Source organism: Streptomyces sp. 3211.6 (assembly GCF_003634815.1).
GTDB lineage: Bacteria > Actinomycetota > Actinomycetes > Streptomycetales > Streptomycetaceae > Streptomyces > Streptomyces katrae_A.
Genome location: NZ_RBXC01000001.1, coordinates 2,519,663 through 2,544,434, shown reverse-complemented (window position 1 = coordinate 2,544,434; position 24,772 = coordinate 2,519,663). Strand labels below are relative to the sequence as shown.

Annotated in this window: 20 protein-coding genes; 5 read left to right on the top strand and 15 right to left on the bottom strand. The window is 73.3% G+C overall.

The window, feature by feature from the left end; genetic code table 11:
• Positions 1-55 precede the first annotated feature (55 nt).
• The 6 genes from BX286_RS11790 to BX286_RS11765 all read right to left on the bottom strand — a co-directional run bounded on the left by BX286_RS11790 (position 56) and on the right by BX286_RS11765 (position 4,621).
• Positions 56-964, bottom strand: a complete 909-nt coding sequence (locus BX286_RS11790) for an IS5 family transposase (protein WP_398897937.1) — start codon at positions 962-964, stop codon at positions 56-58.
• A 168-nt stretch (positions 965-1,132) separates the two neighbouring features.
• The gene (locus BX286_RS11785) at positions 1,133-2,317 is read right to left on the bottom strand and encodes a helix-turn-helix domain-containing protein (RefSeq protein WP_079426406.1); all 1,185 of its coding nucleotides are present in this window, start codon (positions 2,315-2,317) and stop codon (positions 1,133-1,135) included.
• Between the two features lie 72 nt (positions 2,318-2,389).
• Positions 2,390-3,352, bottom strand: coding sequence for an XRE family transcriptional regulator (locus tag BX286_RS11780; RefSeq protein ID WP_187344121.1), 963 nt, complete (start codon positions 3,350-3,352; stop codon positions 2,390-2,392).
• On the bottom strand, positions 3,313-3,540 hold the full coding sequence (locus BX286_RS11775) for a hypothetical protein (RefSeq protein WP_079431684.1): 228 nt from the start codon (positions 3,538-3,540) through the stop codon (positions 3,313-3,315). Before BX286_RS11775 ends, BX286_RS11780 begins: the two co-directional genes overlap by 40 nt.
• On the bottom strand, positions 3,521-3,703 hold the full coding sequence (locus BX286_RS11770; protein ID WP_079426404.1) for a hypothetical protein: 183 nt from the start codon (positions 3,701-3,703) through the stop codon (positions 3,521-3,523). Before BX286_RS11770 ends, BX286_RS11775 begins: the two co-directional genes overlap by 20 nt.
• Before the next feature lie 189 nt (positions 3,704-3,892).
• Positions 3,893-4,621 carry a GntR family transcriptional regulator gene (locus BX286_RS11765; RefSeq protein WP_079426402.1) on the bottom strand — a complete coding sequence of 243 codons (729 nt, stop codon included), beginning with the start codon at positions 4,619-4,621 and terminating at the stop codon, positions 3,893-3,895.
• A gap of 87 nt (positions 4,622-4,708) precedes the next feature.
• Between BX286_RS11765 and BX286_RS11760 the strand changes: the two genes are divergently transcribed.
• Positions 4,709-5,521, top strand: a complete 813-nt coding sequence (locus BX286_RS11760; protein WP_079426400.1) for a class I SAM-dependent methyltransferase — start codon at positions 4,709-4,711, stop codon at positions 5,519-5,521.
• Between the two features lie 303 nt (positions 5,522-5,824).
• Complete coding sequence (locus BX286_RS11755; RefSeq protein WP_121014944.1) at positions 5,825-7,375, top strand: M4 family metallopeptidase; 1,551 nt, start codon at positions 5,825-5,827, stop codon at positions 7,373-7,375.
• Positions 7,376-7,445: 70 nt separating this feature from the next.
• Here BX286_RS11755 and BX286_RS11750 read toward each other — a convergent pair whose 3' ends face one another.
• Positions 7,446-7,802 (bottom strand): hypothetical protein, encoded by a 357-nt coding sequence (locus BX286_RS11750; protein ID WP_079426396.1) that lies wholly within the window; start codon positions 7,800-7,802, stop codon positions 7,446-7,448.
• Between the two features lie 150 nt (positions 7,803-7,952).
• Between BX286_RS11750 and BX286_RS11745 the strand changes: the two genes are divergently transcribed.
• Both BX286_RS11745 and pulA read left to right on the top strand, forming a co-directional pair.
• On the top strand, positions 7,953-9,662 hold the full coding sequence (locus tag BX286_RS11745) for a carbohydrate-binding module family 20 domain-containing protein (protein ID WP_121014943.1): 1,710 nt from the start codon (positions 7,953-7,955) through the stop codon (positions 9,660-9,662).
• An 81-nt stretch (positions 9,663-9,743) separates the two neighbouring features.
• Complete coding sequence (gene pulA / locus BX286_RS11740; protein WP_121014942.1) at positions 9,744-15,140, top strand: pullulanase-type alpha-1,6-glucosidase; 5,397 nt, start codon at positions 9,744-9,746, stop codon at positions 15,138-15,140.
• Between the two features lie 65 nt (positions 15,141-15,205).
• On the opposite strand, the gene BX286_RS11735 is transcribed toward pulA, so the two are convergent.
• From BX286_RS11735 to BX286_RS11700, 8 genes are all read right to left on the bottom strand, one after another.
• Entirely contained in the window at positions 15,206-15,790 is a 585-nt protein-coding gene (locus BX286_RS11735; RefSeq protein ID WP_261993404.1) for a polysaccharide deacetylase, read from the bottom strand.
• 178 nt (positions 15,791-15,968) lie between these two features.
• Complete coding sequence (locus tag BX286_RS11730) at positions 15,969-16,493, bottom strand: GNAT family N-acetyltransferase (protein WP_121014941.1); 525 nt, start codon at positions 16,491-16,493, stop codon at positions 15,969-15,971.
• Positions 16,494-16,611: 118 nt separating this feature from the next.
• A complete protein-coding gene (locus tag BX286_RS11725) occupies positions 16,612-17,328 on the bottom strand; it encodes a TetR/AcrR family transcriptional regulator (protein ID WP_079426386.1) in 717 nt (238 codons plus the stop codon).
• Between the two features lie 38 nt (positions 17,329-17,366).
• Entirely contained in the window at positions 17,367-18,410 is a 1,044-nt protein-coding gene (locus BX286_RS11720) for a PDR/VanB family oxidoreductase (RefSeq protein ID WP_100863761.1), read from the bottom strand.
• Entirely contained in the window at positions 18,407-19,303 is an 897-nt protein-coding gene (locus tag BX286_RS11715; RefSeq protein WP_079426382.1) for a metal-dependent hydrolase, read from the bottom strand. Before BX286_RS11715 ends, BX286_RS11720 begins: the two co-directional genes overlap by 4 nt.
• A gap of 150 nt (positions 19,304-19,453) precedes the next feature.
• Entirely contained in the window at positions 19,454-21,379 is a 1,926-nt protein-coding gene (locus BX286_RS11710; RefSeq protein WP_398898403.1) for a hypothetical protein, read from the bottom strand.
• 91 nt (positions 21,380-21,470) lie between these two features.
• Positions 21,471-22,265, bottom strand: a complete 795-nt coding sequence (locus BX286_RS11705) for a tyrosine-protein phosphatase (RefSeq protein ID WP_100863763.1) — start codon at positions 22,263-22,265, stop codon at positions 21,471-21,473.
• A gap of 166 nt (positions 22,266-22,431) precedes the next feature.
• Entirely contained in the window at positions 22,432-23,055 is a 624-nt protein-coding gene (locus BX286_RS11700; protein ID WP_237292788.1) for a rhomboid-like protein, read from the bottom strand.
• Between the two features lie 65 nt (positions 23,056-23,120).
• On the opposite strand from BX286_RS11700, the gene BX286_RS11695 reads away from it, so the two are divergent.
• Entirely contained in the window at positions 23,121-24,314 is a 1,194-nt protein-coding gene (locus tag BX286_RS11695) for a hypothetical protein (protein ID WP_148710263.1), read from the top strand.
• Positions 24,315-24,772: the final 458 nt, after the last annotated feature.

The following is a 24,772-nucleotide window of genomic DNA, read 5'->3' as shown; positions in this document are numbered from 1 at the left end:
CGTTGTTCGCCCTGGCCGCGGTCAGCATGGCATGCGGACCGACGGCCCAGGCCAGTCACAGCCATTCACCGATGGCGGCGATCAGGACGGTTGCCTCGAAGCGGACCGCGAGCTTGTCGAACCGGGTGGCCACCGCCCGGTTGCGCTTGAGCCGATTGATCCCACACTCGACCGCGTGCCGAGCCTTGTAGTCCTCACGGTCGAAGGCCGGAGGCCGCCCGCCGGCCTTCCCCCGCCGCTTGCGGTTCGCGACCTGGTCGGCGGGCTCTGGGATGGTACAGCGGATTCCCCGTTTTCGCAGGTAGGCCCGGTTGGCGCGGGAGGAATACGCCTTGTCGCCCCGCACCCGCAGCGGGCGGACACGAGGACGGCCCGGTCCGGTGCGGGGAACCCGGATGCCTTCCAGCACGGCGGCGAACTGAGGGCTGTCACCACGCTGACCTGCGGTGACCAGCAACGACAGCGGCCGTTGACCTTGCTCGCAGGCTAGATGGATCTTCGTGGTGAAACCGCCCCGGGACCGACCCAGTCCGTGGTCTTCCGGCTCGGCGCGGGTCCCGCCGGGCGGTTCCTTCTGGGCCTGTCCGTCGCGGCGGGCACCCGCGGCGTGCTGATGGGCCCGGCAGATCGTGGAGTCGACGTTGACCTCCCACGTGATCAGCCCTGCCTCATCCGCGCGGGCTTGCAGCCTGGTCAGCAGTGCAGGCCAGGTGCCGTCACGCTGCCAGCGGCGGAAGAGCCCATAGACCGTCTGCCACGGCCCGTACTCCGACGGGAGATCCCTCCACGGAGCACCAGTCCGCACCCGCCACCGAATCCCGTCGATCAGCCTCCGCCGGCCCAACGGCGGCCGCCCCAACACCGCGACCGGCAGCAGTGGTTCCAGCACGGCCCACTGACCATCAGAAAGATCCCCTCGCCCCACACCACGATCATCACGGCGCAGGGCGAGCGACAAGCCCATTTCTAAAACACGGCCTAGGCGCCTTGCGGGCGCAGCTGTGTGTGATGTGGCTGGTCATGGGCCACTCCCTGCCGTTGTCAGCGGATGAGGTGACCAGAGTGGGGGTGTGAGAAGGCCCCGACTGACACGCGCTGGTGATAGTCGGGGCCAGGGCCTTACAGGGTGCTGCTAGACACCCAGCCAGGTGCCGTAGGAGAGGAAGCTGTCGGGCAGCTGGCGGCGAGCGGCCTCCAGGCCGGTGTAGGTGTCTCTCACCGTCTGGTGGTAGCGCGCCTGCTGCGGGGCGGCCTTCCGGGCGCGGAGCAGGTTGTCGAACGAGGCGTCCAGATCGCCGGTCCAGAGGTGTGCTCGCGCGAGCTCGGCGTAATGGTGGGCCTTTCTTGACTTTGGCCAGTCCTGTGGGATCTGGAGGGAGCGACCGGTTCGTGCGGCGTCGCCGTACTCGTCCAGCTCGGCCAGGACGCTCACCCGATGGACCTTCACGTTGGTGGGGCCGAAGGACAGGTAGTGCATGGTGGGTGCTTCGCCGGTGCGCGTGGCGATCCGCTCGGCCTCGGACAGGTGGACCTCGGCGGTCGCCCTGTCCTTGGAGCGGCCGGCCATGACCGACGCGCCGAGGTGCAGTTGGCCCGTCACTACCTCACGCTCCTGGCCCGGGTCGGCCTGCTCCAGAAGGCTCAGGCCCAGGGCGGTGAGGCGCTGGCCGGTGCGGTATTGGCCGTCGCGGAGGTAGGTGAGGGCGCGCATGTACCGGTAGATGCCGCCGAGGGCGGCGCTGGAGGCTCGTTCGGCGGCCCAGTCCATGCGGGCCAGAGCGATGGTCGCCAGGTCGCCGTAGCCCAGTTTGGTGGCGACGTCGTAGGCGGTCCGGTAGGTGCTGGCCAGCAGGAGCCAGCGTTCGTGGCCGGGTGCCGCGTGTGCGGAGGTGGTGGCCTCCAGGATGAGGCCGGGAACGGCGGCGGCCGCCCGCTTGATCTCTCCCGCCCGGACGGCGATGAGGAGCGATTCGGCGTCGTCGGAGAGGAGTTGATGAGGGCGCGGGGTGATCTCGGGGTCGGCGCCGAGGTCGTACACGTCCAGGGCTTCGCGGATCGGCTGTACGAGGACGTCCAATTGGTCCTCGCGGAGTTCGGCGGCGTACGGCTGGCCGAGGACCGTGGCGACGTCGACACGGAGGGCCCGGGCGACCTGGGCGATGACGTACGGCGACGCCGGCTTCACGCCCTGCTCCGCCTTCGTCAGGGTGGAGTACGGGACTTGGGAGAGATCGGAGAGCGCCTTCTGGGTGAGGCCGTGCTGCAGGCGGAGGCGCTTGATGCGTGCGCCGGTGTGGTCGTGCGGGAGAGCGTGCATGCTGGTGCTCCGTTCTGACTCGACACCGGAAACACTATCCGGAGGCCACGGGCCCTTCGGGCCGGTGCCTGCTCAGGCAGTGAGGAGGCCCAGGTGGGCTGCCAGGTCGGAGGCTCGGCGGCGGCGGGAGGGGGATTTGGCTTCTGTTTCTTCCAGGATGATCCTGCGGGCGTAGCCGTTGTAGCGGACGGTGTCGGGGGCTGTTTCGTGGGCCTGGGCGAGCGTGGCCAGGGCTACGTCGGGCTGGGCGTCCAGGTGGTAGGCGCGGGCCTGTTCGATGCGGTGACGGGCCCGTCGGGGGCGGGAGGGGATCGTCTCGGCCTCGGCGCGGGCGGACTGGCGGACTGATTCGCCGCCCGCGTGGAGTTCCACGGCCACGGTGACGGCGTGGGCGCCGATGACCGCCCGGGAGAAGCTCGTGACCGGGTGGAAGTAGGCGGGGGGAAGGGTTTCCGTCAGGAGGCGGGCCTGCTCCCAGTGGTGCCAGGCGGTCCCGGTTTCGCCGCGCCGGGCCGCCGTCAGGCCGGCTTCGGCGGTGAGTGCGCCTGCCACGGCCCGTACGTCTGCGGTGGCGTCGGGGAGGAGCGGGGTCAGGTAGCGGAGGGTTTCGAGGGTGACGGCGTCGGCGGCCTCGTAGTGGGCACTGTCGCGGTGGGCCTGGGTGGTGAGCCAGGCCGCCAGGCCGATGGCGTGCGGGTCCTCCGAGTCCTGGGCCGCTGTCATGCCGCGTTCGGCGACCCGCCAGACCAGGGGGGCGTCGGGCTGGTAGGCGCAGAAGAACTGCGCGAGGAAGTAGGTCTCCGCCAGGCGGGCTTGTGCCGCTTTGCGGTCGGCGACCGTTTCGGCCTCGCGGACGGAGGCCTGCGCGTCCCGGATCAGGCCGGGTAGCAGCGCGCCGACGACCTCGCGGTGGTCGGGGGCCGAGTGGCGGGCGGACCAGGCGCGGGAGAGGCGGTCCCTTCGGATGGCGTGAGGCGGCGCGGCAGTCTGCGGGGTCAGGCCCGTTCGAGGCTGGAGGGGTCCTTGACCACCCACTCCCTGCCGCCGCCGGGAGGGCGGACGAACACCGCGTTGGCCATGACGACGCGGGTCTGGGGATCCTCCCACTCGCCGATCCACTGCACGATGCCGTTACGGCCTTCGAGGGGATCGGTGATGGCGGTCCCCTCGGTGACCCAGCCGGGGATCGTCTGGCGCTGGCGGTCACGGCCGGGACGGGACACGGTCACCGCCTTCGAGAAAGTCGGCGCGGCGCATGAACTTCTCCCAGCCGCCGGCCGCGCGGACGCGCAGCGCCCGGCTCGGCGCCCCGGGGGACGGTTCCTGTATGGCGACGGCGCGTCCGCTGGCTCCGGGCTTGCGGCGCGGGAGTTCGGAGGTGCTCACGGTGGTGCTCCTCTCCGAGAGGGGAACGCATCGGGCCGCGGGGGCGGCATGAGGGTGAGGACCCGCGGACCGTTGCGCGAGGGAGCCCGGGTCAGCTTGTGCAGCGGCTGAGACCCGGGAAGGTGACGGGGCGCTCACGCTGTGTGCGTCCCGCCGTGCGCACCAGACTGGACCGGTCCACCGGTCCAGTCAATCCCCTTGGCCCATCGTGTAGTTGTCGGTGCGCTCCCACAACCCGGATGGCGTAACACCCTCCTCGCAGACCAGTTGCTTCCCGTCCTGGTCATAGGCGGTGTGCAGAACGACGGCCACCGCGCAGGGCCGTTTCACCTGGAGGTGTTCGGCCTCACTGCTGGTGGCCAGCCGGACCGTGGTGACGTCCAAGCCCTGTACGGGGCCGCGCCCAGTGGTGCGGCGGACGTAGTGCGTGGTCCCCTCCGCGATCGGGCCGCCCTGGTGCAGACGCGGGCACGCCTCCGCGATGTCCGGCGGGAACCAGGCTGCGGTGTACGAGTGGGGGTGGTTGTCGTCGATCAGCGTCAGCCGGGCGCGGTGCAGGGCCCGTGCGCCGGATTCCAGGCCGAGCGCGTCGGCGATATGCGAAGGCGGCACCAGCATCTCCGGCGCACCGATCCGCCTGAACGGCATGCCTCCCTGGATCCGGCTGGTTCCCGCACCCCGGTTGCCCGCCGGCCGCGCCACGGGGGTTTCCGCCACCGAGAATCCGCGCCCCTGGTGCGGCACCACGAGACCGTCGGCCCGCAGGACGTCCATGGCCTTGACGGCGGTGGCTCGCGAGACGGCCCACTGTTCGCACAGGTCCCGGCTGGACGGCAGCAGGGCGCCGGGCCCGAATTCGCCGTCGGCGATCCGGCGGCGCAGGCTCTCCGCGATCTGTTCGTACTTCAGAATCGGCATGTGCGTTCCTCGACAAAAGAGTTGACCGGTTGACCGGTCAGGCTAGGGGGGTACCGGCTGCCCCCGCCAGGGTCCAAAATCATCGGCATGACCGCACCTTCCGTAGGTCCCGAGATCATCGCCTTCTACAGCGAGACCATCAGTGAGTCCGAACGGCTGAGCAGCAGCGCCGACGGCGTCCTGGAAATGGTCCGCACCCAAGAGCTTCTGAGGCGCCATCTGCCCGCTGCGCCCGCCCGAATCATCGACATCGGCGCCGGCCCCGGGGCTCACGCACGATGGCTGCTGAAGGACGGCTACGACGTTGACCTCGTCGACCCCGTACCGCGCCATGTCGAAGAAGCCACGGCCGCCGGTTTCACGGCCCGGATCGGTGACGCCCGCGCGCTGGACGCCGAGGACGACTCCTACGACGTCGCGCTGGTACTGGGGCCGCTCTACCACCTCCTCGACCATGACGACCGCATCCGGGCCCTGCGCGAGGCGGCCCGGGTCGTACGCCCCGGCGGTCTCATCGCAGCGGCGGCGATCGGACGGTACGCGTCACTGTTCGAGCACGTCGCCACGACCATGCTCACCATCGACCGCGTACGCGACGCCGTCGCCGACATCATGGTCACCGGCATCCACGCACCCGGCCGCAAAGGCTTCACCAGCTCCTACTTCCACACGGGCGAGAACCTGGCGGCGGAGTTGCGGGAGGCAGGTCTGACGGATCCGGTCGTGTACGGAATCGAAGGCCCCGTGTGGGCTGCCTTGAAGGCCACGGAGCAGCACTGCAAGGACAGCCTCATCGACACCCCGATGTTCGAGGCGGCACTGACGGCGGCCCGGCTCGCGGAACCCCACCCCGACCTCCTTGCCGCGAGCTCCCACATGCTCGCCATCGCCAACGTGTAGGCACGCGCCGGAGCGGGAAGGCGAGGGCGCTCCCACGGCGCCCGATCCGATGGCGGACGGTGTGGAGGATGACCCGGCTGGGGCGCCGCCGGTGATCTGAAGGTCGGGGGAGCCGGCCCGGGCTGGAGGCAACTCCGTTGCGGGGGAAGCGGAATGGGGGGTTTTCGTTCGTTGAGCGGTGCTTGTGCTTCGGTCAACGGACAACGGCAGGTCAAATCCTTGTTGCGTACCTGTCACTTCGGCCATTTGCCTGGCACTCTCTCAGCCAGTCCCCCCACGGCTACCAAGGAGTGACCTTTCCCCATGTCCTCTTCCCGCACGCTGCGTGCCGCCGCGATCGTCGCCTCGGCGGCCATGGTCGCCATCGCCGTTCAGACCGGTTCCGCCAGCGCCTCCGCCGAGCGTGAGGCGGGTGCCACCGCCCTCACCCTGTCGGCCGGGGCCCGCGCCCAGGCGATCGGCGAGGCGCAGAACTCCGCCGCCGCCACCGCGCGTGCCATCGGCCTGGCCGGCGACGAGGCCCTTGTGGCCCGTGACGTCGTCAAGGACGCGGACGGCACCGTCCACACCCGCTACGAGCGCACCTACCAGGGCCTGCCCGTCCTCGGCGGCGACCTGGTCGTCCACCAGAAGAAGGACGGCAGCCGCAAGACCGACAAGGCGGTCGAGGCGAAGATAGCCCCGGCCGGGGCCCGTTCCGCCCTGCGGGCGCCCGCAGGGGCGCGCCAGGTCGTGTGGGCCGCGACCGGCAAGCCGGTCTTCGCCTACGAGGCCGTCGTCAAGGGCACCCAGCACGACGGCACCCCCAGCGAGCGGCACGTCATCACAGACGCCGCCACCGGCGCCGAGCTCTACTCGTACGAGGCCATCGACACCGGCATCGGCACCAGCGAGTACTCCGGCTCGGTCACCCTGGGCACCGCGCCGAGCGGGTCGGCGTTCAGCCTGACCGACACGGCGCGCGGCGGCCACAAGACCTACGACCTCAACGGCGGCACCTCGGGCACGGGCACCCTCTTCACCGACAGCGACGACACGTGGGGCGACGGCACCCCGGCGAACCGCCAGACCGCCGCCGTCGACGCCCACTACGGCGCGGCCGTCACCTGGGACTTCTACAAGAGCGAGCTCGGCCGCAACGGCATCGCCGGCGACGGCAAGGCCGCCTACTCCCGGGTCCACTACGGCAACGCCTACGTCAACGCCTTCTGGGACGACAGCTGCTTCTGCATGACCTACGGCGACGGCCAGAACAACCAGAAGCCGCTGACCGCGCTGGACGTCGCGGGTCACGAGATGAGCCACGGCCTCACGGCCGCCACCGCCAAGCTCAACTACAGCCGTGAGTCCGGCGGTCTGAACGAGGCCACCAGCGACATCTTCGGCACGTCGGTGGAGTTCTTCGCCAACAACGCCTCCGACCCCGGTGACTACCTCATCGGCGAGAAGATCGACATCCGGGGCGACGGCAGCCCGCTGCGCTACATGGACAAGCCGAGCAAGGACGGCGCCTCCGCCGACTACTGGTCCAGGACGGTGGGCCGTCTCGACGTGCACAACTCGTCGGGCGTGGCGAACCACTTCTTCTACCTGCTGTCCGAGGGCAGCGGCGCGAAGACGGTCAACGGCGTGGCGTACAACTCGCCCACCTACGACGGCTCGACCGTCGCGGGCATCGGCCGGACCAAGGCGTACAAGATCTGGTACAAGGCCCTGTCGACCTACATGACCTCGACCACCGACTACGCGGGCGCCCGCACGGCGACCTTGAAGGCGACGGCCGACCTGTACGGCTCGACGGGCGTCGAGTACCAGCAGGTGGCGGCGGCCTGGACGGCCGTCAACGTCAAGTAACGCACACCCCGCGGGGGGTGGCAGGCGCGCAGTCCGCGTCTGCCACCCCCCGTTCGCGTGCCCGGCGCGGTCAGAGCCAGCGCCGGGCCGCCTCGACGCTGTCGCCGGGGTGGGTGTTGAACGCGATCGCCGCCTGGGGGGCGTGGCGGCGGATCAGGTTGATGGTCTGCTCGAACAGGGGAAACAGCTGCTCCGCCTTGCGGATGCCGCCGCCGACGATCACGACGTCCCACGGCCGTTCGGTCAGTGATGCGATGAGCGTGGGCTCGGCCGACTCGTCCCACACGATCATTGTCATCGCCGCGTCGATGCCGTGCTCGCCGAAGCGGACCAACTCCGCGTCGAGGGCTGCCTGGACGCCCGCCCGGTCGACGTCCGGTACCGGTATCGCGTGCGGGTCGTACCCGATGAGAAGCGCAGAAGTCATGCCGCCCAACCTAGGCGAACCCGGCACGGGGGGCGGAGGCAGGTCCGGAAACAATTCTGCAATCTCTTGCGCAAGCTCTTGCAACACTCCTGGCCGCCCCCTACGGTCGCGTGCAACCCCCCACGCCTTCCCGCCAGGAGGAGCCCCCACATGGCCAGATCCGTATCCGCGCGCGCCGGCAGAGCCGGGCTCGCGGTGGTCGCGCTCGCCGCCGCCTCCCTCACCGCGCAGGCCCCGCCCGCGCAGGCCGCCCCGCCCGGGGACAAGGACGTCACCGCCGTGCTCTTCGAGTGGCGGTTCGACTCCGTCGCCAAGGCCTGCAGCGACAGCCTCGGCCCCGCCGGATACGGGTACGTCCAGGTCTCGCCGCCGCAGGAACACGTCCAGGGCCCCCAGTGGTGGACCTCGTACCAGCCCGTCAGCTACAAGATCGCGGGGCGGCTCGGGGACCGGGCCGCCTTCAAGCGGATGGTGGACACCTGCCACACCGCCGGGGTCAAGGTCGTCGCCGACTCCGTCATCAACCACATGGCCGCCGGGGACGGGATCGGGACCGGCGGGTCCTCGTACACGAAGTACGACTACCCCGGCCTCTACTCCGGCGCCGACATGGACGACTGCCGGGCCACCGTCTCCGACTACCAGAACCGGGCCAACGTCCAGAACTGCGAGCTCGTCCAGCTCGCCGACCTCGACACCGGCGAGGAGTACGTACGCGGCCGGATCGCCGGCTACCTCAACGACCTGCTGTCGCTGGGCGTCGACGGCTTCCGGATCGACGCCGCCAAGCACATGCCCGCCGCCGACCTCGCCAACATCAAGTCCCGCCTCGCCCACCCCTCCGCCTACTGGAAGCAGGAGGCGATATACGGGGCCGGCGAGGCCGTGCAGCCCTCCGAATACCTCGGCAACGGGGACGTGCAGGAGTTCCGGTACGCCCGGGACCTGAAGCGGGTGTTCCAGGGCGAGAAGCTCGCCTACCTGAAGAACTTCGGCGAGGGCTGGGGATACATGCCCTCGGCCCAGTCGGCGGTGTTCGTCGACAACCACGACACCGAACGCGTCGGCGACACCCTCAACTACAAGGACGGCGCGAACTACACCCTCGCCTCCGTCTTCATGCTGGCCTGGCCCTACGGCTCCCCGGACGTGCACTCCGGCTACGAGTGGACCGACAAGGACGCCGGCTCGCCCAACGGGGGCACGGTCAACGCCTGTTACAGCGACGGGTGGAAGTGCCAGCACGCCTGGCCGGAGATCTCCTCCATGGTGGGCCTGCGGAACACCGCCCGGGGGCAGGGCGTCACGGACTGGTGGGACGACGGCGCCAACCAGATCGCCTTCGGGCGCGGGACCAAGGCGTACGTGGCCCTCAACCACGAGGGCTCGCCGCTGACCCGGACCTTCCAGACCTCCCTGCCCGCCGGGAGCTACTGCGACGTGCAGAGCGGCCGCGCCGTGAGCGTGGACTCCGGCGGACGGTTCACCGCCACGCTCGCCCCCCAGACCGCCCTCGCCCTGCACACCGGCGCCCGCACCTGCACCGCCGCCGGGACGCCCCCGGCCGCCACCGGCGCCTCCTTCGCCGTCAGCGCCACCACCGTCCCCGGCCAGGACGTCTACGTCACCGGCGACCGGGCGGAGCTCGGCAACTGGAACACCGGCGCCGCCCTCAAGCTCGACCCGGCCTCCTACCCCGTGTGGAAGCTGGACGTCACCCTCCCCGCCGGCACCTCCTTCTCCTACAAGTACGTCCGCAAGGACGCCTCCGGCAACGTCACCTGGGAGAGCGGGGCCAACCGCTCCGCCACCGTCCCGGCCAACGGCAAGGTCACCCTGACCGACACCTGGCGCAACTGACCCGCGCCCCCGACCAGGGCCGCCCGGCACCCCTGACCCTGCCACGCCGGGCGGCCCCCACCCTCCCCGAGGAGAGACCCCTTGACACGCCCCGCAGCGGGACTCGCCGCCGCAGCCCTGGCCGCGGCACTCCTGCCGGCCCTGCCGCACAGTGCGGCCGCCGCCACGCCACCGGCCCCGCCCTCGGACGCGAAACTCGCCGCCGAGCCCGCCCGCCACGACCTGACCCGCGAGCAGTTCTACTTCGTGCTCCCGGACCGCTTCGCGAACGGCGACCCGCGCAACGACACCGGCGGACTGACCGGCACCCGCCTGCAGACCGGCCTGGACCCCACCGACAAGGGCTTCTACCAGGGCGGGGACCTCAAGGGGATCACCGACCGCCTCGACTACATCAAGGGGCTCGGCACCACCGCCATCTGGCTGGCGCCGATCTTCAAGAACCAGCCGGTGCAGGGCGACGGGGCGAACGCCTCCGCCGGCTACCACGGCTACTGGATCACCGACTTCACCCAGGTCGACCCGCACTTCGGAACCAACGCCGACCTGGCCCGCCTCATCGACAAGGCGCACGGCAAGGGGATGAAGGTCTTCTTCGACGTCATCACCAACCACACCGCGGACGTCGTCGACTACGAGCAGGGCTCCCACGACTACCTCTCCAAGGGCGCCTTCCCCTACCTCACCAAGGACGGCGTCCCCTTCGACGACGCGGACTACTCCGACGGGAAGAAGAAGTTCCCGCCCGTCGACGCCGCCCGCTCCTTCCCCCGCACCCCCACCGTCCCCGCCGCGAAGAAGGACCTCAAGTCCCCGGCCTGGCTCAACGACCCGGCGATGTACCACAACCGGGGCGACTCCACCTTCGCCGGGGAGTCGGCGCAGCAGGGGGACTTCGCCGGGCTCGACGACCTGTGGACCGAGCGCCCCGAGGTCGTCGGCGGCATGGAGAAGATCTACGAGAAGTGGGTCCACGACTTCGACGTGGACGGCTTCCGCATCGACACCGTCAAGCACGTCGACATGGACTTCTGGACCCAGTGGGCCACGGCCCTCGACCAGTACGCGGCCAGGCACGGCCGCAAGGACTTCTTCATGTTCGGGGAGGTCTACTCCGCCGACACCGCCGTCACCTCCCCCTACGTGACCCGCGGCCGCCTCGACGCCACCCTCGACTTCCCGTTCCAGGACGCGGTCCGCGCCTACGCCTCCCAGGGCGCCCCCGCCGCACGGCTCGCCTCCGTCCTCGGTGACGACTACCGGTACACGACCGACAAGGCCAACGCCTACGAGCAGGTGACCTTCCTCGGCAACCACGACATGGGCCGCTTCGGCAGCTTCCTGAAGCAGGACCGGCCCGGCGCCGCCGAGGCCGAACTGCTGGACCGATACCGGCTCGCCAACGAGCTGATGTTCCTCTCCCGCGGCAACCCGGTGGTGTACTCGGGCGACGAGCAGGGCTTCACCGGCTCCGGTGGCGACAAGGACGCCCGCCAGCCCCTCTTCGCCACCCGGATCGCCGACTACCTCGACGACGACGAGCTGGGCACCACCCGCACCGCCGCGAGCGACGCCTACGACACGGAGCACCCGCTCTACCGGCAGATCAGTGCCCTCTCCCAGCTGGTAAAGAACAACCCGGCCCTGCGCGACGGCATCCAGAGCGAACGCCTCTCCGACGGCGGCGTCTACGCCTTCGCCCGCACCGACCCCAAGACCCGCACCGAGTACCTGGTCGCCGCCAACAACGGCACCGAGCCGAAGACGGTCCAGCTCGACGCCCCCGCCGGCGCCCGGTACCGCACCCTCCACGGCGGCTCCGCCGCCGCCAGGCCCACCAGCCCCAACTCCCTCTACTCCACCGGCCTGACCACCGCCTCCCCGGCCGGCAAACTCACCGTCACCGTCCCCGCCCTCGCCACCACCGTCCTGAAGGCCACCGGCCCCCTCCCCACCCCCGCCACCGGGCCCGCCCTCACCCTCAAGCCCCCGGCCCCCGGCGCCACCGGCACCGTCGAGCTGTCCGCCGACGTCTCGGGCGGCTCGCTCAACCGCCTCGTGTTCGCCGCCCAGACCGGCACCGGCCCCTGGAAGGTCCTCGGCTCCGCCGACCACGCCCCCTACAAGGTCACCCAGACCCTCGACCCCACCACCCCCGCCGGCACCGCCCTGCGCTACAAGGCCGTGGCCGTCGACACCACCGGCCGCACCGCCTCCGCCCTCGCCGCGACCACCGCCGGCCGGACCCCGCCGCCCACACCCCCCACCGCCACCCAGCGCGACTACGCCGTCGTCCACTACAACCGCCCCGACGGGAACTACACCGACTGGCGCCTCTACGCCTGGGGCGACCTCGCCGACGGCGAGGCCACGCCCTGGCCCGAGGGCCACCCCTTCACCGGCCGCGACGCCTACGGCGCCTTCGCCTACGTCCGCCTCAAGCCCGGTGCCACCACCCTCGGCTACCTCGTCATCGACAAGGACGGCACCAAGGACGTCCCCGCCGACCGCACCCTCGACCTCACCCGCGGCGCCGAGGTCTGGCTGGAACAGGGCAAGGAACCCGCCCGCACCGACAGCCCCGCCTACCCGCCCCAGGACCAGGCCAAGGCCGTCCTCCACTACCACCGCCCCGACGGCGCCTACGACGGCTGGGGCCTGCACGTGTGGACCGGCGCCGCCACCCCCACCGACTGGTCCAAGCCCCTCCTCCCCACCCGCACCGACCCCTACGGCGCCGTCTACGAGGTCCCCCTCGCACCCGGCGCGACCAGCCTGAGCTACATCCTCCACAAGGGCGACGAGAAGGACCTCCCCTCCGACCAGTCCCTCGACCTCAAGGCCACCGGCCACGAGGTCTGGATGCTCGGCGGACGCGAGAAGTACCTCCTCCCGCAGCCCGCGGGATCCGGCGCCGCCCTCGACCTCACCAAGGCCGAGGCCGTCTGGATCGACCGCGACACCCTCGCCTGGAACGCCCCCGCGACCGCCGCCTCCGCCCAGCTCCTCGCCTCCCGCGACGGCCGCATCACGGCCGAAGGCGGAGTCCTCCACGCAGCGGGCGCCCAGTGGCTGCGCCTGACCCGCACCGCCCTCACCCCGGCCCAGAAGCAGAAGTTCCCGCACCTGGCCGCGTACACCGCCTTCACCGTCGACCCCCGCGACCGCGATCGGGTCCGCGAGGCCCTGCGCGGCCAGCTCGTCGCGAGCGCCCGCGCAGCGGGCGGGGCCGTCCTCGCCGCCACCGGCGTCCAGCTCGCCGGCGTCCTCGACGACCTGTACGCCACCAACACCGCCCTGGGCCCCGTCTTCAAGGACGGCCGCCCCACCCTCGCCGTCTGGGCCCCCACCGCCCAGCAGGTCGCCCTCGAACTCGACGGCCGCACCGTCCCCATGCGCCGCGACGACACCACCGGCGTCTGGTCGGTGCGCGGCGAGCGCTCCTGGACCGGCAAGCCCTACCGCTACGCCGTCACCGTCTGGGCGCCCAGCACCCGCCAGATCGTCCGCAACCTGGTCACCGACCCCTACTCCACCGCCCTGACCACCGACTCCGCCCGGAGCCTGGTCATCGACCTGGCCGACCCGAAACTCGCCCCGCCCGGCTGGAAGGACCTGCGCAAGCCCGCCCCCGTCCCCTTCACCAGCGCCCAGATCCAGGAACTCCACATCCGCGACTTCTCCATCGCGGACCCCACCAGCAAGCACCCCGGCCAGTACCTGGCCTTCACCGACACCGACTCCGCCGGCATGCGCCACCTGCGCGAACTCGCCGCCGCCGGCACCTCCTACGTCCACCTGCTCCCGGCCTTCGACTTCGGCAGCGTCCCGGAGGACCCCAAGGCCCGCACCGCACCCGCCTGCGACCTCACCTCCTACGCCCCCGACTCCGAGTCCCAGCAGGCCTGCGTGACGGCCGCCGCCGCCAAGGACGGCTTCAACTGGGGCTACGACCCGCTGCACTACACCGTCCCCGAGGGCTCGTACGCGAGCGACCCGGACGGCACCGCCCGCACGGTCGAGTTCCGCCGGATGGTGCAGTCCCTCAACGGCGCCGGGCTGCGCACCGTGATGGACGTGGTCTACAACCACACCGTCGCCTCCGGGCAGGCCGACCAGTCCGTCCTCGACCGCATCGTGCCGGGCTACTACCAGCGCCTCCTCGCCGACGGCAGCGTCGCCACCTCCACCTGCTGCTCCAACACCGCGCCCGAGAACGCCATGATGGGCCGCCTCGTCGTGGACTCCGTCGTCACCTGGGCCAGGCAGTACAAGGTCGACGGCTTCCGCTTCGACCTCATGGGCCACCACCCGAAGACCAACATCCTCGCCGTCCGCAAGGCCCTCGACGAGCTGACCGTCGCCAAGGACGGGATCGACGGGAAGAAGATCGTCCTCTACGGGGAGGGCTGGAACTTCGGCGAGGTCGCCGACGACGCCCGGTTCGTCCAGGCCACCCAGAAGAACATGGCCGGAACCGGCATCGCCACCTTCTCCGACCGGGCCCGCGACGCCGTGCGCGGAGGCGGCCCCTTCGACGAGGACCCGCGCGTCCAGGGCTTCGCCACCGGCCTGTTCACTGACCCCAACGGCTCCCCGGCCAACGGCACCCCGGAGCAGCAGCGGGCCCGCCTCCTGCACGACCAGGACCTGCTCAAGGTCGGCCTGACCGGCAACCTGGCCGCGTACGCCTTCACCGACTCCACCGGGCGCCACACCTCGGGCTCCGAGCTGGACTACAACGGCGCCCCGGCCGGCTACGCGGCCGCCCCCGGCGACGCCCTCGCCTACGCCGACGCCCACGACAACGAGTCCCTGTACGACGCCCTGGCCTACAAGCTCCCCGCCGGCACCTCCACCGCCGACCGGGCCCGCATGCAGGTCCTCGCGATGGCCACGGCCGCCCTCTCCCAGGGCCCGGCCCTCTCCCAGGCGGGCAGCGACCTGCTCCGCTCGAAGTCCCTGGACCGCAACTCCTTCGACAGCGGCGACTGGTTCAACGCCCTGCACTGGGACTGCCGCGAAGGCAACGGCTTCGGCCGGGGCCTGCCGCCCGCCGCCGACAACCGCGCCAAGTGGCCCTACGCCAAGTCCCTGCTGACCGGCCCGGCCCCCGGCTGCGCCGACATCGACGGCGCCTCGGCCGCCTACCGCGACCTGCTGCGGATCCGCACGACCGAACCCGCCTTCGGCCTCACCACGGCCCAGCAGGTCCAGGACCGGCTGTCGTTCCCGCTGTCGGGCCCGGCCGAGACGCCCGGCGTCCTCACCATGGCCCTCGGCGACCTGGTGGTGGTCTTCAACGCCACACCCACCGCCCAGGCCCAGCGCCTCCCCGCCCTCGCCGGCACCGGCTACGCCCTGCACCCGGCCCAGGCGGGCGGCTCCGACCCGGCGGCCAGGGCGGCGGCGTACGACCGGGCGACGGGGGAGTTCACCACCCCGGCGCGCACGGTCGCGGTGTTCAAGCGCTCCTGACGCACCCGCCCGCAGACGGGGTGGTACCGGCCGCGGCCCGGCACCACCCCGTCACGCCGTCCGGCTCAGACCCAGATCCGGACGGCTTCCATCCGCCGCGCCTGCCCGGTCGTGCCCACGTACACCGGGTTCCCGGCGAGCGCGTTCAGCCAGCCGAGGTCCGCCACGTGCGCCTGCGCCGACACGCCGCCGCTGCCGACCTGGAGGCCCAGCGCCTCCATCTGCCGGGACTCCCCGGTGGTGCCGACCGTCACCGCCTTCCCGTCGGCCGCGCACCGCCAGCCCTGCCAGCCGATGTCGGCCAGATGGGCGTCGGCACAGACCCCGCCCGTCCCGCTGGTCGCCACGGTCAGCGCCTCCATCCGGCGGCTCTGCCCGGTGGTACCGGCCACGGCACCGTCGCACACCGCCGACTGCCAGCCGATGTCCTGTACGTGCGCCGCGTAGCAGACGACCCGCGCGGCCGGCGCGAGCGCGTGCTGCCGGGCGGCCGCCGCCTCGACGTCCGCGACCACCGAGGCCGGTGCCACGGCCACCGCGCCGGCACTCCCGCTCGGCGCCGACGGCCGCGGCTGGGCCCCGGCCACCCCCGTGGCCCCCAGTACGCCCGCCAGTGCCAGCCCCAACACGGCGCCCGCGGACCTGCCCATGGAATTCCCCATCGTTTTCCCCTCCTGGTACCGACTGGTCGCGACCATCAGTACCGGCGGGCCGGGCACCCGGACAACGGGTCCCCGCACGGACGGCCGAGAGCCGCCCCGGTCCGGCGGGCGCGGCGGGCCGGCGCCCCGCGGCCGGGGCCTGCCCTCCCACCCTGGTCCCCGCGTCTCATACGTCGAGGCGCCGCTCCAGGAGGATCACCCCGTACACCCGGCCGTCCTTGCCCTGCTTCGACGGGAACTCGCCCACGACCCGGTAGCCGGCGCCCTGGTAGTACGCCAGCAGCCGCGGGTTGGTCGACACGCAGTCCAGCCGCGCCCGCTCCCGCCCGGTCCGCGCGATCCGGTGCTCGGCGTGCTCCAGGATGCGCAGGCCGGTTCCCGGCGCGGCCGTCTCACGGTCCACCATCAGCCGGTGCACATAGCCCGCGACCGGCGGCTGGACCCCCCATGCCTCCTCGTCGGACCACCACAGCTCGTACCCCCCGACGACCTGCCCGTCGGCGTCCGCCGCGAGCCACACCTCCCCGTCGCGCATCTTCCCGCGGAAGTGAGCGGCGTCCTTCTCGCCCGGCTTCCACTGGTCGATGCCCTGCTTGCGCATCCACCGGGCGGCCTGGTCGTACAGCTTCACCAGGATTCCGGCGTCCTTCTCCCCGGCCGCCCGGAACACGATCCCGTCGTCAATGATCACGCGGGCATTATCGCCAGCGGCGCCGCCCGGTCCCACCCGCCCCCACCCGGCTGTCCGTCGGACCTCCGCGGCGTCGCGGCGTCCCCCGCAGATCCATCGGACACCCCGGCGGCGGCCGTCACATCTCCCGTGCGTCCTCGCGCGGCCCCGGCACCAGCGCCGCCAGCCGCCCGACCAGTTCCCCGAAGGGCCCGTCGGCCGGCTCGCCCGCCAGGATGCGTACGAGGATCCCCGCCATCTCCGCGTCGTACGCCGCGCTCACCGCGGCCAGCGCGGCGAAGTCGTGCACCAGCTGGAGCTCCAGCTCGGCCCGCGGGATCCGCCGCCCGTCCAGCCACAGCAGCGCCGTCGACTCGGCCAGCGACACCCACGACCGCACCACCAGCTCCAGGCGGGCGGGCGGCTCCTCCACCCCGATGTGCGCGAGGATCTGCTCGTACGCGGCCTGCCGCACCTCGTCGATCATCGCGTTGGCCCGGCTGCTGCCCGCCGCCGGGCCGCCGCGCAACAACGCCGAGAAACCGGGGCCGTGGTCGTCGACGAACGCGAAGTACCGGCCCATCACCCGCAGCAGGCGGGCCCCGAGCGGACCCTCCTGCGGCTCGACGAACCGCTCGGCCAGCTCGTCGGCGGCCCGCCGCAGCGCGGCCTCGTACAGGCTCAGCTTGCCCGGGAAGTAGTGGTAGACGAGCGGCCGGGATATCCCGGCCGCCGCCGCGATCTCGTCGATCGACACGTCGTCGGGGGAGCGGTGGCTGAACAGCTCCAGGGCAACCCCGATCAGCTGCTGCCGCCGCTCCTCGACACCCATCCTGCGCCGCACCCCGGTCGTCATGGCGAACACCCTACTTCGAGGGAGGGCGGGCCACTTGTTCAGAGGTCCAGCGTCAGCCGGTCCTCGGCGGCGCGGGAGACGCACAGCAGCATCGAGTCCGCCCGCTCCCCGTCCGTCAGGAGCTCGTCGCGGTGGTCGACCGCTCCCGCCAGGACCCGGTGCCGGCAGGTGCCGCAGAAGCCCTGTTCACAGGAGTACGGGGTGTCGGGCAGGACCCGGCGCACCGCGCTGAGCGCCGACTCGCCGGCCCCGACCTCCACCGTGGCGCCCGTGCGGGCGAGTTCGACGGTGAAGGGCCGGGTCGGGCCGGTCGCCGCCGCGCCGAACCGCTCCAGGTGCACCGCCGACGGGTCGGGCGCCGCCGCCCGGACCGCCTGCATCAGCGGTTCCGGGCCGCAGCAGTAGACCAGCGTGCCCGGCCGGATCCCGGCCAGCGGGGCCAGGTCCGGCAGGCCCGCCTCGTCCTGCGCGGCGACCGTCACCCGCTCCCCGTACGCGGCGAGTTCGGGCAGGAACGGCATCGACGCCCGCGAACGCCCCCCGTACAGCAGGGTCCAGTCCGCACCCGCCTCCGTCGCCGCGCGGAGCATGGGCAGGACCGGGGTGATCCCGATGCCCCCCGCGACGAAGGCGTACGAGGGCGCGGGCAGCAGCTCGAACCGGTTGCGCGGCGCCCGCACGTCCAGCCCGGCGCCCTCCACCAGCCGGGCGTGCGCCTCGCGCGAGCCCCCGCGCCCGTCCTCGACCAGCCGGACCGCGATGGTGTAGCGGCCGGCGTCGGCCGGGTCCCCGCACAGCGAGTACTGGCGCACCAGCCCCGACGGCAGCCGTACGTCCACGTGCGCGCCCGGGGTCCAGGCCGGCAGTTCACCGGACTCCAGCACCAGCCGCAGCACCCCCTCGGCGGGTTCGCTGCGCGAGACGATCAGGGCGCGCAGCCAGCGCCGCGGGGAGTGGCCCGACACGGGGGTCTCCAGCGCGGGCAGCGGCCACAGGGGGGAGCGGCCGATGCGCTTGCGCAGCGCCCGCCGGGTCAGTACGGCGGCCCCCGCCACCGCCGTGACGGCCAGGGCCCGCCTCACGGCCGCACCCCGCCGTTCGCGCCGGGGGAGGAGGCCAGGTAGGCCACGGCCTGGGCGGTGGAACCTTCCTGCGAGGGGTGGTAAGTCCGTGAGAGGTACGTCGGGATCGACCTCAGCATCGCCCCCGTCGAGGGCAGGACCCCCTTGCGCCCGGCCCGGACGAACTGGCCGAGGGAGGCCTTGGCGCCGGGCCGCAGGGGGTCGTTCTCCATGAAGAAGCGGGCGCCGCGCTGCCACAGGAACACCAGGGCGGCGAAGGCGGTGGCCCAGGTCCGGGCCCGGCGGCGGTAGTTGCCGTCGACGTGCATGAACAGGTCGAAGGCGACGGAGCGGTGCTCGACCTCCTCGGCGCCGTGCCAGCGCAGCAGGTCCAGCATCATCGGGTCGGCCCCGCGCCGGTCGAGTTCCCTCGCGTTGAGCACCCAGTCGCCGAGGAAGGCCGTGTAGTGCTCGATGGCGGCGATCATCGCGACCCGCTCCATCAGCCACCACTTCCGGGCCCGTCCGGGCGGCAGGGTGCGGTCGCCGAGCAGCTTCTCGAAGAGCCAGTCGACCTGCGCGGTGTAGGGGGTGGGGTCCAGACCGAGGCGCTTGAGGTGGGGGAGCACGTCGTCGTGCGCGGCGGCGTGCATGGCCTCCTGCCCGATGAACCCGACGACGTCCGCCCGCAGCCGCTCGTCCGTGACGTGGGGGAGCACCTGCTTGTAGACGTGCACGAACCACCGCTCACCGGCGGGCAGCAGCAGGTGCAGCACGTTGATGGTGTGCCCGGCGAAGGGCTCGCCGGGCAGCCAGTGCAGCGGCGTGTCCTCCCAGGAGAAGGAGACGTTCCGTGCCCGGAGGTCTATGTGTTCCGACTCCACGGGGGCGGGCGCGAGCGGCGTATTAGACATGGCGTCAATGTACTGAGGGGTACGGGAGAGGGAAACCCCTCCGGCACTGCCGCTCCCGCATCTTTCAGCCTCGCCGGCGTTTGAGGCGCGGGGGTCCGGGGGCGGAGCCCCCGGGGAACGGAGGAAGGGTGGGTAGGGGAGCGGCCCGGCCTAGCGGAGCGCCCCGGCCGTGCTCCCGTCCGTCAGCTTCCCCGAAAGGTCCACCTGCGCCCCCTCCGGCGCCTTCACCGCCAGCCGGTTCCCGTTCGCGCTGCCGTTCACCCCGCTGCCCGTCGCCGTCAGGGACGTGAACTGCGCACTGCCCGCCGCCAGGACGTACCACTGCCCCGCCCGGGACTTCCACAGCACCCCGGCCAGCACCCTCGGCTCCCGCGTACCGCACGCCGGGGAGCCCTCCGCCTTGGCCGCCTGCGCGGCCAGCGCCGCCCCCGGCGCCAGGAACTGCACCTGCACCCGGTCCGCCGCCCCCTGCCAGGTCTCCGCCCGGCTGCACAGCCAGGTCGCAGCCCCGTCGCCCTCCGGCAACGGCTGCTTCGCGTACGTCCACGCGTTCACGGACCGCACCCCGTGCGAGCGCACCGACGGCAGCAGGCACGCCGTCTTCGACCACTCGCCCAGCTCCGCCGCCTCCGTCACGTCCCGCGCGGCACCCGGCGCGCCCGAGGTCAGCCGGGCCGGGGTCAGCTCGCCCAGGTCGGTGACCAGCCGGGTGGCCCCGTCACCCGTCAGGGCCAGCGCGTTCCAGCTCGTGCACTCGCCGTTCGCCGCCGGACCCAGCACCGGCGGGGTCAGCCCGTCCGGGGTGAGCTTCAGCGCGGTCGGCCGGTCACCGGGCTTCAGCAGGTCCCGTACGGCGGCGCCGGTGACCCAGGGGGCCGTCAGGTAGCGGACGTTGCCGTCGACCCGGCTGAGCACCAGGGCGGTCGCGGTGTCCGGCGTCGCCCCGTCGGTCCGCGCGAAGTCCAGGGCCGCACCCGCCGTCCCGTTGCGCGGCTCGGCGTACCGCACCACGCGCAGCCCGTCGTACAGCAACACCACCACCGCCTGGTCGACGGTCCCCGCGAACAGCAGCTGCGGCGGCCCCATCGGCGGCCCCGACGGGGTGCCGGGAGTGGCCGAGACCACCACCGCCTTGCCCGGGCGGGCCCACACGGCCAGCGCCCGCCGCAGCAGCTCGGTGTCCGTGGCCCGGTCGCCGCGCGCCGGCCAGACGGAGTAGTCCCCACGGGAGGAGGTGCGCCACGCCGTGGCCGCGACCCGCACCAGCTGCCCCGGGTCCAGGGCCTGCTGCGCCACCGCGTTCTGCGCGTACAGCGGCGCGGCGGGCCCGTCCGCCCCCCAGCCGCCGCCCGGCAGCGCCAGCAGCGCCCCGCACACCGCGAGGGCGGCCGCCCCGGCCAGGGCCGCCCGTGCGAAGCGGCGGCGGCGCAGCAGGTCGGTGGGCCGGGCCTGGAGCACGCAGGGGTCGAACTCGGGGGAGGCGAACAGGGCGTCGTGCGCCGGGTCCCCGGACTCCGCCACGGCCGCCGCCGGGTCGGCCACTCCGGCCTCGGCGAGCACCCGCAGCACGTCCGGCTCCGCCAGCCCCTCCAGCGCCCGCAGGACGCACGCCGCCCGGCCGGGGCCGTTCAGGGTGGCCAGCCACTGGTCCAGGGCCAGCTCCTCGGCCCCGCCCGCGCGCGGGAACAGCCGCAGCCCCCACACCTGCGGAAGCAGCGCCGGCAGCTGCCCGCGCAGCGGGAGCGCCCGGAAGGTCAGCGGGACCCCCGCCTCCAGGGCCGACCGCAGCACGCGCAGCCGTACGTACGCGTACCCCGACTCGGGCCCGCCCAGCCCGCCCCGCTGCGCCGGCACCCCGCCCTGCACCGCCGCCTCCGCATTGGAGGCCCGCCGCCCGCGCGGCAGTGCGCGCTGGGCCAGCGAGTGGGCGGTGAGCACCCGCCGGTTGCGGCCGAGGGAGGGCGGCAGCACCAGGTAGGCGAGCCGCACCAGCCGCGGGTAGTGCTCGACGATGGCGGCCTCGGCCTGCTCGACGTCGGGGGGCAGGGAGCGGGTGGCGGTATCCGGCGCAGTCACGTTCAGCAGAACGAGCGAATCGCGGGACGGTCACCCGCAGCGGCGCACACGTTCGGATGAACCCGGCCCGCCGGGCGTGACGCCGGGCCGGTCACACGACGAGTCGCGCGCGCAGCGCCTCGACCGTCTCGTCCGGCACCTTCAGGCCCTCGCGCACGTACTTCTCCATCGACCCGAAGCGCAGGTAGAGCTCGTCCAGGCCCGCCTCCAGGTACGAGGGGAACACCCCGATCAGCGCCAGCGCGATGTCCGGGTCCCCGCCGGCGGCGGTGAAGCCCTCGATCATCGGGGCGAACGCCGCCTTCACCGCCGGATTCACCGACAGGTACTCGGCCATCAGGGTCTCGTCGTCCGCCCCGAGCACCGACAGCAGCACCGTCGCGCCCCAGCCCGTACGGTCCTTGCCGGCCGTGCAGTGGAACAGCAGCGGACCCGCCTGCGGGTCGGCGGCCTCGGTCAGCAGCGTGTGGTACGCGGCGTGCGCGGAGGCGGTGGTGACGAAGGACCGGTAGACCGAGCCGAACAGGGCCCGCGCCTTGCCGTCGCCCAGGTGCTCCTCGGCCACCACCGGGTCCGCCAGCAGGTCCTTGAGCTGCGCGGCGGCGGGCATCCGCGCCTCGCTGATCTTGTCCGCCAGGACGTCGCGCACGAGCAGCCGGGCACCCTGCGGTATCCGGTCCGGGTGGTCGGCCCGCTCGGCGTCGCTGCGCAGGTCGATGACCGTGCGCAGGCCCAGCGCGGCCATCGCCGGGTCGGCGTCGAGGTCGAGCCGGTCGAGGGCCGCCGAGCGCAGGACGAGGCCCGAGCGGACGGTGCGGCCGCCGGCGAGCGGGGTACCACCGAGGTCGCGGAGGTTGGCGACGGTGGTGGAGGTCGTGGCGGTCATCGTGGCGGCTCCAGCGTCGTGCGCACGGGGCGGGAAGAACCGGCCGCGCGGGGTGAGGTGACTCGTGTCGGGCGTGTCGTGCGAGTGGTGCGGGTTCTGCGGGTTCTGCGGGTTCTGCGGGTCCTGCGGGTCGCGGGGCGGTGGCGGCCGCCGTCGCGTCCCTTGCTCATATATGAGCGATTTTCCGATGGTTCGACCCGGAAAGATAATCGACGGCGAACGAGACCCCGAGGCCGAGGCCCAGCGCCACGAGGTGCCCGGCGTCGGTGAAGGTCCGCTCCCGCCGCAGCACCGGCCGCACCGCGAGGGCCAGCAGCCCGGCCCGGGCCGTCGTGCGCACCGCCCCGCGCGGCAGCGCCGAGGTCAGCGCGCCGAGCACGGCGTTGAACCCGTAGCTCGTGCCGACGTCCACGGCCCGGCGGGTGTCGCGGTCGGCCGTACGGCGCAGCACCCCGTAGACGAGGAGCGTCGCCGAGGCGTGCCCGAAGAGGAAGACCGCGGCCGTCCACCAGGCCCCGTACGCGTACTCCGCGTAGCCCAGCACCGCGACCAGCAGCAGCGCGTACGGCAGCGGCATCGGCTCCTCGACGACGAGCGCGCTGCTCAGCAAGGTCTCCCAGCGGCCGCGGTCGAGGTTGTCGACGTTGGTCGAGCAGTCGCGCAGCATCCGCTCCCGCTCCGCCGGAGCCAGCCGCTCCAGCGCGTGGGCCCCGAGCTGGACCCCGCCGGTGTAGAGCGCGCCCAGCGGCCCCAGAGGGAGCGCGGACCATGACCATGGCAGTGGATTCACCCGTTCATGATCGGATACGGGCCCGGCGCGTACGGCGGCGGGCCCCGTGAGAGCATGACCGGGACATGTCTGAATCCCGCCCCCGCGTGCCGATGCGCGCCCCGCGCGCCGCGATGTTCGCGGCGGTGTGCGTGGCGCTGGCCGCCGTGGGGCACGCCCACATGTCGGGTACGGACGTCCCCCTGCCCTGGCTCCTGGGAGCCTTCGCCGTCACGGCCGCCCTCGCGTGGACGGCCGCGGGCCGCCGCTGCGGCCCGCTGGGCATCACGACGGCCCTGCTGGCGGTCCAGGGGGCCCTGCACGTCGCCTTCTCGGCGGGCCAGGGCCACGCCCACGGCTCCGCCCCGATGGCGGGCCACCACCACTCGATGCCGATGCCGATGCCGGCCGGCGGCACGGGCCGGGCGGACGCCGCGGGTGCGGGCCACTCGGCGGACGCCGCCGGGTCCGGGACGGCCCGTGCCGGGGAGGGCGCCGCCAGCGGCCCGGCCCACGCCGCGGATGCCGCCGGCACCGGGCTCGGCCACGCCCCGGGGCCGGCTGACGCCGGGGCGGCCCATGCTTCCGGGCTGGCCGACGCCGCCGGGGCGACCCCCTCGGCCGGACTGCACGACCCGGCCGCCCTGGCCCACTCGGCCGGCCTGGCCGACCCGGCCGCTCTGGCCCACTCGGCCGGCCTGGCCGACCCGGCCGCCCTGGCCGACCCCGCCGGCCTGGCCCACGCCGCCACCGATATGGCCCACTCCGGCATGGCCCATGCCACGGGGATGGGCTCCGGCTCCGGTATGACGGACGGGCTGGCCTCGGCCACCGGTATGGCGGACGGGCTGGCTTCCGCCACCGGGATGGCCGACGGCATGGCCTCCGCCACAGGTACGGCCGACGGCATGTCGGCCGGGTTCGGCCATCTGCTCGGGATGGCCGGGCACGGTGGCTTCGGCATGGTCGCCGCGCACCTGCTGGCCGGGCTGTTCTGCGCCCTCTGGCTGGTCTGGGGCGAGGCCGCCGTGTTCCGGCTGGCCGGGGCCCTCGGGGCCACCGCCCTGCTGGCCGCCCGGCCGCTCGCCCGGGTCCTCGCGCTGCTCCGCACCCGGCCCGCCCCGGTGCCGGGTCCGCCCGCGCAGCGCCCCTCGTACGAGCGGCCACCGCGCCGCCTGCGCGGGGCCGTGCACGCCCATACGGCCGTCCGCCGGGGCCCGCCCCGTCGGCGAGACACCCGCACCACGGCCCTCCGGCCGCTGCCTGCCCGCGCCGCCTGACCGGCGCACCTCCGTCCGCGAGGGGGTGGCGAGACCCGGGGGCCGATCCCCTGTTTCGCCGAACCCTAGGACCGACATGTCCCTTGACGACCTCACGGACGCCCCCAGGCGGGCCCCCGAGCCCGCCCCCACGCCCGACTCCACCCCCGCGCCCGCACCCACCCCCGCGTCCGGCCCGGCGCCCGCACCCACCCCCGCGTCCGGCCCGGCGCCCGCGCCCACCCCCGCGTCCGCCCCCACCCCCGCGTCCGCCCCCACCCCCGCGTCCGCGTCCGCCCCCACCCCCGCGTCCGCCCCCACCCCCGCGTCCGCGTCCGCGTCCGAGCCCGCGTCCGAGTCCGCGTCCGAGCCCGCGTCCGAGTCCGAGTCCGAGCCCGCGTCCGAGTCCGCGTCCACGTCCGCGCCCGCGCCTGAGTCCGCGCCCGCGCCCGCGCCCGCGCCCGCGTCCGCGTCCGAGC